The following is a 10,765-nucleotide window of genomic DNA, read 5'->3' as shown; positions in this document are numbered from 1 at the left end:
GCCCGCAGGAGGACCGACACATGAGCAACCCCTTCGACGACCAGGACGGAACCTTCCTCGTCCTCGTCAACGACGAGAACCAGCACTCGCTGTGGCCGCAGTTCGCGGACGTGCCCGAGGGCTGGACCGTCACCCACGGCCCCGACACCCACGCCGCCTGCCTGGCCCACGTCGAGGAGGCCTGGACCGACATGCGGCCCAAAAGCCTCGCCGACGCCATGGACACCCAGCGGTAGCACGGGCGACATGACCTCCACCGACACCCTGGACGGGGCCCGCGACAACGCGGGCCCCGCCCGGCCCGACGGCCTCGCCGTATGTCCCGTCCAGCCCCGCGACTCCGGTGCGGCGCCCGCCCGGCCCGACGGCCTCGTCGCGGCCCTGCTCACTCCGGAGGCCCGGCGGGACCCGTATCCGGTGTACGCCCGCATGCGGCGCGACGACCCGGTCCACCGCAGCCCCCAGGGCATCTGGTACCTCACCCGCCATGCCGACGTCGAGGCGGCCCTCGGCGACCTGCGCCTGTCCAACGACCGGGACAGGATGACCCGCGCCTACAACTCGCTCGGCGGTGACCTCAAAGCCCTCAGCCGGCTCACCGACCGGCTCGGACGGGTGATGAGCAACACCGATCCGCCGGACCACGCCCGGCTGCGCAAGCTGGCCAACAAGGCGTTCACCGCCCGCCGCGTGGAAGCCCTGCGCGACGGCGTGCAACGGATCGTCGACCGGCTCATCGACGAGGCGGTCGCGGCCGGCCCGGCCATGGAGCTCATTGAGGCGGTCGCCGCGCCGCTGCCGATGTCCGTCGTCTGCGAACTCTTCGGCATCCCGGACGAGGACCGGCCGCGGGTCAAGGGCTGGTTCAGCCGCTTCGGCCGGCTCAGCGAGGACATCGACAAGTCCGAGGCGGCGATCGACGCCTACGAGGAGTACCTGTCCGGGCTCATCCGGCAGCGTCGGCGCGAACCCGGCAACGACCTGATCAGCGCCCTGGTCGCGACCCAGGCCCAGGACGACCGGCTCACCGACTCCGAACTGCTGTCCACCTGCTTCGTCCTGATCACCGCCGGGGACGAGACCACCACCCACCTGATCGGCAACGGCATGCTCGCCCTGCTGCGCAACCCGGACCAACTGGCCGCGCTGCGTGCGGACCCGGGCCTGATCCGCGGGGCGGTCGAGGAACTGGCCCGCTACGACACCGTGACCCAGGCGATCGTCAGGGTGGTGGCGGAAGACCTGGAGATCGGCGGACAAACGCTGCGAGAAGGCGAGTTGGTGTACCTGTTCCTCGGCGCGACCAACCGTGATCCCGAACGCTTCGAGGACCCCGACCGGCTCGACCTGTCCCGCCCCGGCAACCGCCACCTGAGCTTCGGCCACGGCCCGCACTTCTGCCTCGGCGGCCCGCTGGCCAAGCTCCAGGCGGAGGTGGCCATCGGCACGCTGGCACGTCGGCTGCCCGGCCTCCGCCTGGCCGACGGGGCGGCGCTGGAGTGGCGGGACAACCCGCTGCAACGGCGGCTGACCACCCTCCCGGTCATCCACCGACCGTGAACGACGACGAAGGAGATGTACCGACCATGGCCCGAGAGTTCGAGGTCCGCCGAGAGCAGGACCTGCCCGTCACGCCCGAGCAGGTCTGGGACGCGGTGGCCACCGGCGCCGGCAACCTCGGCTGGCTCTACCCGATGGAGATCGAGCCGCGCGTGGGCGGAAAGGCCACCCGGGGAGACGCCACGGTCGTGGCGTGGGAACCGCCGCACCACCTCGCCGTCCGGGCAACCCAGGACGGCGGGTTCTCCAACACCCTCAGCTACCGCGTGGAGCCGGCCGACGGCGGCACGAGCCACCTGCGGATGGGAATCCACTGGGTGCACACGGGCGTCGTCGACGACGCCTGGAACTGGGACGCCAAGACGGACGTGGCCGAGAAGTACGTCGACTTCCACCAGCACGCGCTCGCCGAGTACCTCCGGCACTTCGCCGGCCGCCCGGCCGTCTACGTCAGGGCCCAGCAGCCCGGACCCACCTCCGATCCGTCCGACTTCGCCGCCCTGCGCCGACGCCTCGGCCTCGCCGAGGACGCGGCCGTCGGCGACCGGTTCGCCCTCCTCGCCCCCGGCCCGGAGCACGACCCCGTCGAGGTGGTCGTCGACTGGCTCAGCGACGACTTCGTCGGGCTGCGGGGCCCGGACGCCCTGTACCGGTTCTTCAACGGCAGCACCTGGAACGTGCCGATCTGGCTCGGCCACCACCTGTTCGACGCACACACCGACGAGCAGCAGGCAGCCAAGGCGTGGAACGTCTGGCTCAACGACACCCCAGCCCAGGAGTACTGATGGAAACCGCCACGCAGAGACTGCTCTTCGCCGCCGAACTCGTCGAGGAGAACGGCACCTACGCTCTCGTCGTCCAGGACGTGCGGACGGGGACCGTCCAGACCACCCCGGTCCCCAAAGCGATGGTCGACAAGCTCCCGACCTTCCTCTCGGCGCTCACCGCCAAGTTCAGCCCGGTCCAGCAGCGCCGTCGTCGGTAGCCGGGGCGCCCGCGCACGCGTGAGGGCGTGCCCGCCGCGGTCGACGCCGCGGACGGGCACGTCGTCGCGCGGGTGGACGACGCGGACGCGCCGGGGCGCCGCCGTCGAGCCACGGAGCCCGTGCCACGGAGCCCGGACCACCGCGCCCGCGCCCGAGGGGCGGCGGTCAGCGCGGCGGGACGGTTTCCGGTGCGGACTCCCGGACCGTCAGCCGGGTCGGAAGGATCAGCGGGTTCGGGTCGTGCCCGTCGATCGCGTTGACCAGCATCCGGGCCATCTCGTGTCCCAGCGCCCTGACCGGCTGGCGCACGGTCGTCAACGGCGGGTTGGTGTGCCGGGCTCCGGCCAGGTCGTCGAAGCCGATCACCGAGACGTCCTCGGGCACCCGCCGGCCCCGCCGGCGGAGCACCTGGAGTGCGCCGATCGCCATGCCGTCCGACGCGGCGAAGACCGCGTCCAGCCGCGGATGCGCGTCCAGCAGGCGTTCCATCGCCTCCGCGCCGCCCTCGACCAGGAACGCACCGGAGGAGACGCCCAGCAACGGAACACCGGCCAGCGTCAGCCCTTCGGTGAAGCCCTGTTCACGGGTGACCGAGACCAGGCTGTCCACCTGACCGGTGATCATGACGGGCCTGGTCCGCCCGGTCCGCACGAGGTGATCGGCGGCCAGCCGGGCGCCGCCCCTGTTGTCGGCGTCCACGTACCAGCGCGGCTCCCCGGTCAGGGGCAGACCGCCGAAGACGACCGGCATCCCGGCGTCCTCGGCCAGCCGTCCCAGCGGGTCGTCGCCCCGGAGCGCCATCAGCATGATGCCGTCGGCGCGGCGGGAGCGGACCATCTGCCGCAAACGGCTGCGCCCGCGCGGTGAGTTGGCGAGCACCAGGATGAGTTCCAGGTCGGTCTCGTCCAGGGCCGTGCTCACCCCGACGACGACCTCGGCGAAGAACGGATCCGCGAACAGGCCGGCCTCGTCGCTGGAAGCCGCCAGCACCACGGCACCGGCCCTGTTGCCCGCCAGCGCCCGCGCGGTCGGGTTCGGTACGTATCCCAGTTCGCGGACGGCCCGTTCGACGGCCTCCCGCTTGGCCCGGCTCACGTTCGGGACGTTGTTGACCGCCCGGGAAGCCACGGTGCGCGACACGCCGGCTCGTGCGGCCACCTCGTCGAGGGTCGGCATGCGCCTGGGCGTCGGCTGCATCGGAAGACGTGCTCCTCGGGGGTCTTTGCCGGGTTGCTACGGAGATGATCCCACGCGCCGGGCACGGGCTCCGGCCGCCTGCGGGCCTCGCCGGGTGTGCGGCCTCCGCTCGTCGCGGTGCCCCGCGCGGTGCACGGCTCCGGCCGTCCGCAGGGCCCGGTGCGCAGGGAAGGCTCAGCCCGGGGCCGTCGTGGGAGACGCTGCGGGGATCGGGCGTCAGAAAAGTGGTAGCGCTTCCAGTTCATGAACGAGTTTCTGAGCTCTGGGGCGAGGCTGCGGCGAGGGTGATTCATGTCGGGTCTCTTGACACCCTGAATTGCAGCCAAGACGATACCGGCCGTACCCCAAAGAACTCCGCACGGAACTGGGAGCGCTTCCAGTGGGAGCGCTCCCAACCCTCTGTACCCCAGCACGTGGTGGACGACGTCCCTGGCCGCAGGGTTTCCGGGTCGCCGTCCACCGCCCACCTTCTCCGCCGCGCGTTCAGGACGAGACCGTGCGGCGTCGTCCCCGTCAGGAACCGAGGTACTCCCATGCGTCACCTCCTCCGTACGATGGCCGCCGCACTGCTGGCCCTGCCGTTGGCCCTCGTCGTCTCTCCGACCGCCCAGGCTGCCGATCCGACCACGCTCACCAACGGCTTCTACGTCGACCCGAACTCCAGCCCGGCGCTGTGGGCCGCGGCCAACACCGGGGACGGGCGGGCTCCCGCGATCCGCGACAGTGTCGCCGCGAAGCCCATGGCCCGCTGGTTCGGCAACTGGAGCGGCACCATAGGAACCGCCACCGGGGCCTACGTCGGCGCGGCCGACGCCGCGGACAAACTGCCGGTCCTCGTGGCGTACAACATCCCCAACCGTGACATCTGCGGCGGGCAGTCCGGCGGCGGGGCAGGGTCCGTCGCCGCCTACAACGAGTGGATCGCCGCCTTCGCCAGTGGGATCGGCTCCAGGCCCGCCGTCGTCATCCTGGAGCCGGACTCGCTCGGGGACACGAGTTGCATGACCGCCGCCCAGATCAGCGAGCGCAACTCCCTGCTCAACAACGCGATCACCCAGTTCAACCAGAAGGCACCCAACGCCTGGGTCTACCTCGACGCGGGCAACCCGGGCTGGCGCAGCGCCACTTCGATGGCCGCGAGCCTGAACGCGGCGGGTCTCAGCCGTACCCGGGGCTTCTCGCTGAACGTCTCCAACCACTACACCACCGCGGAGAACATCACCTACGCCAACGCGGTCAACGCCGCGCTGAGCTCGTCCGGCGGATACACCAAGCCGTTCGTCGTGGACACCAGCCGCAACGGCAACGGCTCCAGCAACGGCGCATGGTGCAACTCCGCTGGCCGCAGGATCGGAACCCCCACCCAGAAGGGCGGCGGCGCGGAAATGCTCCTGTGGATCAAGACCCCCGGCGAGTCCGACGGCAACTGCGGTGTCGGAGCCGGGTCGGCGGCCGGCCAGTTCCTCCCCGAGGTCGCCTACAAGATGATCTACGGCTACTGATCTCCCCTTCTCCGGTGGCCCGTTGCCCCCGGCTCCAGCCGATCCCCGTTCCCACCCGCCACCGGAACCCGTCGGCCGCGAAGGCGGCGCGCGGCCCCGGTGGCGGGCGGACGTTCCGCAGCCGTTCGCTCTCAGACCAGGAGTCTCCATGCGTTCCCGTACCTTCCGGCGCCGTACGGCCGTCGTCACCGCGGCGCTCACCGCCTGCGGGGCATTCGCCGCCACGGCTGCCCAGGCCGCCCCCGCCCCCGCGCGGGACACCGTCACCTCCGCCACGAAGTTCTACGTCGACCCGAACAGCAAGGCGGCCCGGCAGGCCGTCGACGACCTGAGGGGCGGAAAGATCGAAGACGGCCTGAACATGGCGAAGCTGGCGAGCTACCCGCAGGCCGCGTGGTTCACCGGCGGCACGCCCACCGAGACCCGTACCGCCGTACGTACGCTCGTCCGTGCCGCCGCCCTCACCCGCCGGGTCCCGGTCCTGGTGGCGTACAACATCCCCGGCCGGGACTGCAGCCTCTACTCCAGCGGCGGGGCCGACTCCTCCGCCGCCTACCGCCAGTGGATCGACGCGTTCGCCCGGGGCATCGGCAGCGACAAGGCCGTGGTCATCCTGGAGCCCGACGGCCTGGCCTCCCTGCCCAAGGACTGCGCCGGGAACATCGACCCGACCGGAGAACTCAGCACCCGCCGCGTGGCCGACCTCGACTACGCGGTCCGCACCCTGAAGAACGGCGCGAACACCTCGGTCTACCTGGACGCGGGCAACAGCCAGTGGCGGGCCGTCGGCGACATCGCGCAACGGCTCCTGGACGCGGGCGCCGAGCGGAGCGACGGCTTCGTCCTGAACATATCCAACTACCAGCCCACCGATCAGACCTCGCAGTACGGGACCTGGGTATCCAAGTGCCTGTGGTTCGCCACCGAGGGGCCCGACTGGTCCCGCGGCCACGCCGACTGGTGCGCGAGTCAGTACTACTCCCCGGCCGCCCCCAACGACCAGGCTCCGGGCAACGCCGTCTCCTCCACCGACCCCTCGACGTGGCACTGGACCGACGCCTGGTACGACCAGAACGTGGGCAGCCCCGCCGACGAGGACCTGGCGCACTTCATGGTCGACACCAGCCGCAACGGAAAGGGCCCGTGGACCCCGCAGCCGGGTGCGTACAGCGGCGACCCGGAGACCTGGTGCAACCCGCCCGGGCGGGGCATCGGGCCCCGCCCGACCGCCGACACCGGCGTCCCGCTCGTCGACGCCTACCTGTACGTGAAGACCGTCGGGGAGTCGGACGGCAGCTGCACCCGCAACACCGGCGGCACCATCGATCCCGAGTACGGTGTCGTCGACCCGGCCGCCGGAGTCTGGTGGCCCGAGCAGGCGCACGAACTCGCCCGCAACGCGGAACCCCGCCTGACGTTCAGCCCCTGGTCCGGCTTCTGACACGTCCGGACCCGTCGAGGCCGAAAGGAGCGCGCCGCTCCCGGCGCCCCCACCGCGGCGGGGGCGCCGAACGCGCCCCGCCCCGCGTCGAAGCGTTCGACGCGGGGCGGGACTTCTGCGACACGCTCTACGCGGGCGCGGCAGGGGCGGTGCCCGCGACCGTGGGGGAGGGGGGACCGGAGCGGAGCACGAGTCCGCAGACGACGGCCCCCGCGGCGAAGATCGCCCCGGCCCAGGTGAAGGCCACGATGTAGCTGTGGATCGCCGCGTTGGCCTCGTTGACCGGGGTCGGCGCCCGCCCGACCAGGTAGGCGGTCATCGCGGAGGCCGCCAGCGAGTTGAGCAGGGACGTACCGATCGAGCCGCCGATCTGCTGCATCGTCTGCACGGTGGCGGAGGCGACCCCGGCGTCGACCGGCCGCACCCCCGACGTGGCGGTGTTCATCGAGGGGGCCATGACGGAGCCGATGCCGAAGCCCACGAGCAGCAGCGGGCCGAGGATGTCGGCGGCGTAGGTGCTGTGCAGGGTGATGCCGGTCAGCCAGAACATTCCGCCGCTGGCGACGAGCATCCCGAAGACGGCCAGGACGCGTGGGCCGAACTTCGGGAGCAGCTTGATGTTGGAGGCCGTGGAGGCGCACATCAGCGCGGCCACCATGGGGAGGAACACCAGCCCGGTCCTGACCGGTGAGTAGCGAAGGATCTGCTGCAGGTAGTAGGTGAGGAACAGGAAGACGCCGAACATCCCCACGCCCACGATGAACACGCCGATGAAGGAGCCGGCCCGGTTCCGGTCGCGCAGGACCCGCAGCGGCAGCAGCGGGCTGGCGGCGCGGGTCTGCCACCAGAAGAATCCGGCGATCAGCACCGCGCCCGCCGCGAGGAAGCCCCAGGTGCCGGGCGCGCTCCAGGGGTGCGACTCTGCCTTGGAGAACCCGTAGACCACGCAGAACAGGCCCGCGGAGATGACGGCGGCGCCGAGAAGGTCCAGCCGGGGCCGTTGGGTGGCCGGCTCCCTGTGGGGGATCAGCATGAGCGCGCCGGTGATGGCGACGACGCTGATGGCGACGTTCACCAGCAGGGTCCAGCGCCAGCTGAGGTATTCGGTCAGCACGCCGCCGAGCAGCAGGCCGATCGCCGCGCCGGACCCGGCGATGCCGCCGAAGACGGCGAAGGCGGTGCCGCGTTCCTTGGGCTTGGTGTACGTCGTGGTCAGCAGCGACAGCGCGGCCGGAGCCAGGATCGCCCCGGCCGCCCCCTGGAGCGCGCGGGCGAGGACCAGGACGGCGAAGGAGGGTGACACGCCGCCGAGGAGCGACGCCGCGGCGAACGCGGCCAGGCCCGTCAGGAAGGTCTTGCGCTGCCCGATCAGGTCGCTGATCCGCCCGGAGAGCAGGAGGAGGCTGCCGAAGGCGAGGGAGTAGGCCGTGATGACCCACTGCCGGGAGCCGTTGGAGAACCCGAGGTCCTGCTGCGCCTGGGGCAGCGCGATGTTCACGATGCTCACGTCGAGCACGATCATCAGCTGGGCCAGACCGACCACACCGAGGATCAGCCAGTGTCCGGAAGGGCGTGTTTCGCTCGCCGGCGCCCCGCGCCTCTTCCCGGCGGCTGGCCGCGAGTCCTTCGCGTCGGTCATCGGGCCGTCCTCAAGGTGGCTGGTGGGGAGCCCCGCAGCGGGGAGCGGCACCCGACCGTTGGTTCTGCCCCCGGAGGTCGTACGTACCGCCACAGCACAGCCTCACACGGTGGCGTGACCGCCGCAGGGTGACGCCGGGGTCAGTCGCCCGGACGGGTTTCCGGCCCCCGAGGGCCGCCCTCGCTCGGACGAGTGTGTCCTCGTCCTCAACGGCACCGCTACCGCCTTCCGTTCCGGCTCCGACGCGGCGGACTTCCGGCCGGGTTCGTGGTCGAACCGGATCAGGTGGGCGTCGTCAGGGCGGCGTGCACGCACTTGCCGTCCGGGAGCGGTTCGGTGAAGACCCGGGCACCCAGGTCCTCGGCGATGTGCAGGCCCATGCCTCCTGTGCCGTCGGTCAGATCAGGGGTGCGTGCGGCGGGTGCGACGCACGAACAGTCCGTCACCGCGATGTCCAGAGCGCCGGCGGTGATGGTCAGGGTCAGGGCACTGGGGCCGGGGGCGTGCCGGACCGCGTTGGTGACCAGTTCGGACACGATGAGCAGGACATCGGCGCGGCGGTCCGGCGCGAGCGCCGATCCGGTCCGGTGGAGGAAGGCGGCAGTCGCCCGTCGGGCGCGCGGGGCGGCTTCCGGCCCGGCGGGCAGGGGGACGGTCCGTGTGCCGGACGGGCCCGGCGTGACGGTGGGTGGTGAGGCGGTGGGTGGCGTGACGGCGGGAGGTGTGATTGTGGTGGTCATGACATAGTCCCGATGGAGAGGCGGCGGCCTCGCGGACGCCGGTGGGTGGGTGGTGCCGGGGCCGACGCCGGGAGCGGGCCCCCGTCCTGGCGGACTCGGCGCTCGGGTCGTGAGCGCCTTTCCACAGAGGGTTCGTAGGCAACAGCGGGATTGTTTGGGGTGAACCGAAGCGAATGCGCGGGAGAAAGAGGCACCCAGGGGTTGTCCCGCAGCGCCCGCCCGCAGTTGTCCCCGTGAGCGGGCGGCCCGCTGCGGCATCCGGGTCGGCGGGCCTTGTCAGGCGGGGAGCGGGACCGCGCCGAGGGGGTCGGTGGTGGGCTGTTCGGAGCCCCCGGCGGGTTCGACGGACAGAGCCACGGCCGTGGCATCGTCCACCGGCCCCTCCAGGTAGGTCAGCCGGCGCCCGGGGTCGCGGCTGAGCAGCCCGGCCGGTACGGGTTTCCCGCCCTCGATGAACCAGGCCTCGTACACCTTGCCCGCAGGAAGCCGTGGCAAGTCGTGGACGGCGAGCGTGGCCGCGTTCTCGCTGCGGGAAACGGCGACCGTGGCCGTTCCGCCGCCGCGCAGACCCTGGGTTTCGAGCCGGACGTCGGGCGCGGTCAGCACGCGCGCCACCTCGTCCTGCCGCTCCTGCGCCTGCCGGGCACCGGTTCTGGCGTCCTGCGCCTCCCGGTACTGCCACGTGGCGACGCCGAGGGCCAGGACGGCCGCCACGCATGCCGCCAGCGCGAGGCGGGGCAGCTGTCGCGAGGGGGCGTGGGCCCGGCCGTCGGCCGTCGGAGCGTCCGGGGCCGGCTGCCACGCGACGGGAGCGGGCCGCGGAGTCGCGGACACCCTGCTGGGGCCGACCCGTGTCTCCTGCGGCGTGGTCGCCACCTTGCGGAGGATCTCCTCACGCAGGGCGGCCGGCGGAGTCACGGCTGCGGACACGCCCAGCAGCGCGGCCGTGGCCTGGAGCTCGGCGACCTCTTCGCGGCAGGACTCGCACTCCTCCAGATGCCGCTCGAAAGCCAGGCGCTCGTCCTCGGGGAGGGCGTGCAGGGCATAGGCACCGCTCGCGTCGTGCGGATCCCCACCGTCCGGGTCCTCGGCGTTCACGGCGCCCCTCCCAGACAGGCGCGCAGCCGAATCAGACCGTCCCGCAAGCGGGTCTTGACCGTGCCGAGAGGCACGGACAACGACTGCGCCACCTCCTTGTAGGTGAGTCCGCCGTAGTACGCGAGGGCCACCGTCTCGCGCTGGATGTCGGTGAGCGCGTGTACGCAGCGCCGCACCCGCTGCCACTCCAGACGGGTTTCCACCTGTTCGGCCACGTCGTCGAAGGGCGGACCGGTGTTCAGCAGTGCCGCCCTGCGCTCGCGGTCCGCACCCGCCTGCGACGACCGCACGCGGTCCACCGCGCGGTGGTGCGCCAGGGTCATGATCCAGGTCATCGCGCTCCCGCGGTCGGGCTCGAACCGGCCGGACGTACGCCACACCTCCAGCAGCACGTCCTGGACCACCTCCTCCGACTGCGCCGGGTCCCGCAGAACCCGGTGCACCAGACCCATCACCGGCCCGGCGGCCCGGTCGTAGACCCCGGTGAAGGCGTCCCGGTCCCCTTCGGCCGTCCAGAGCATCAGCTGGTCCAGATCAGGCTCGTCCGTCTGCTGCCCGGGTTCTCCTCCGCGATCGGCGGATTGCACCTGGATACCTCGCTG

General features: G+C 72.0%; 11 protein-coding genes. 6 read left to right on the top strand and 5 right to left on the bottom strand.

The window, feature by feature from the left end; translation table 11 throughout:
• Positions 1-20 precede the first annotated feature (20 nt).
• The 4 genes from ACFWEE_RS07050 to ACFWEE_RS07035 are packed head-to-tail and all read left to right on the top strand — an operon-like array spanning position 21 to position 2,545.
• Positions 21-236, top strand: a complete 216-nt coding sequence (locus tag ACFWEE_RS07050; RefSeq protein ID WP_386887110.1) for an MbtH family protein — start codon at positions 21-23, stop codon at positions 234-236.
• Positions 237-246: 10 nt separating this feature from the next.
• Complete coding sequence (locus ACFWEE_RS07045) at positions 247-1,560, top strand: cytochrome P450 (protein WP_386887109.1); 1,314 nt, start codon at positions 247-249, stop codon at positions 1,558-1,560.
• Between the two features lie 26 nt (positions 1,561-1,586).
• Positions 1,587-2,345, top strand: coding sequence for an SRPBCC domain-containing protein (locus ACFWEE_RS07040; RefSeq protein WP_386887108.1), 759 nt, complete (start codon positions 1,587-1,589; stop codon positions 2,343-2,345).
• Entirely contained in the window at positions 2,345-2,545 is a 201-nt protein-coding gene (locus ACFWEE_RS07035) for a hypothetical protein (protein ID WP_386887107.1), read from the top strand. The genes ACFWEE_RS07040 and ACFWEE_RS07035 overlap by 1 nt, the downstream gene beginning before the upstream one ends.
• 166 nt (positions 2,546-2,711) lie before the next feature.
• Here ACFWEE_RS07035 and ACFWEE_RS07030 read toward each other — a convergent pair whose 3' ends face one another.
• The gene (locus tag ACFWEE_RS07030) at positions 2,712-3,743 is read right to left on the bottom strand and encodes a LacI family DNA-binding transcriptional regulator (RefSeq protein WP_386887105.1); all 1,032 of its coding nucleotides are present in this window, start codon (positions 3,741-3,743) and stop codon (positions 2,712-2,714) included.
• A gap of 533 nt (positions 3,744-4,276) precedes the next feature.
• Here ACFWEE_RS07030 and ACFWEE_RS07025 point away from each other — a divergent pair.
• Complete coding sequence (locus tag ACFWEE_RS07025; RefSeq protein ID WP_386887103.1) at positions 4,277-5,245, top strand: glycoside hydrolase family 6 protein; 969 nt, start codon at positions 4,277-4,279, stop codon at positions 5,243-5,245.
• 148 nt (positions 5,246-5,393) lie between these two features.
• Positions 5,394-6,686 (top strand): glycoside hydrolase family 6 protein, encoded by a 1,293-nt coding sequence (locus ACFWEE_RS07020; protein WP_386887102.1) that lies wholly within the window; start codon positions 5,394-5,396, stop codon positions 6,684-6,686.
• 127 nt (positions 6,687-6,813) lie between these two features.
• Here the strand turns inward: ACFWEE_RS07020 and ACFWEE_RS07015 are convergent, their stop codons facing one another.
• From ACFWEE_RS07015 to sigK, 4 genes are all read right to left on the bottom strand, one after another.
• Positions 6,814-8,325 (bottom strand): MFS transporter, encoded by a 1,512-nt coding sequence (locus ACFWEE_RS07015; protein WP_386887100.1) that lies wholly within the window; start codon positions 8,323-8,325, stop codon positions 6,814-6,816.
• Positions 8,326-8,606: 281 nt separating this feature from the next.
• Positions 8,607-9,065: an ATP-binding protein gene (locus tag ACFWEE_RS07010; RefSeq protein WP_386887098.1), complete on the bottom strand. Its 459-nt coding sequence runs from the start codon at positions 9,063-9,065 to the stop codon at positions 8,607-8,609.
• A gap of 276 nt (positions 9,066-9,341) precedes the next feature.
• On the bottom strand, positions 9,342-10,163 hold the full coding sequence (locus tag ACFWEE_RS07005; RefSeq protein ID WP_386887097.1) for an anti-sigma factor domain-containing protein: 822 nt from the start codon (positions 10,161-10,163) through the stop codon (positions 9,342-9,344).
• The gene (gene sigK / locus ACFWEE_RS07000; protein WP_386887262.1) at positions 10,160-10,684 is read right to left on the bottom strand and encodes an ECF RNA polymerase sigma factor SigK; all 525 of its coding nucleotides are present in this window, start codon (positions 10,682-10,684) and stop codon (positions 10,160-10,162) included. Before sigK ends, ACFWEE_RS07005 begins: the two co-directional genes overlap by 4 nt.
• Positions 10,685-10,765 lie beyond the last annotated feature (81 nt).

The organism is Streptomyces sp. NPDC060184 (assembly GCF_042728795.1).
In the GTDB taxonomy this organism is placed as follows: Bacteria; Actinomycetota; Actinomycetes; order Streptomycetales; family Streptomycetaceae; genus Streptomyces.
Note: the sequence above shows the minus strand (reverse complement) of the source record. Positions and strands in the feature narration are given on the sequence as shown.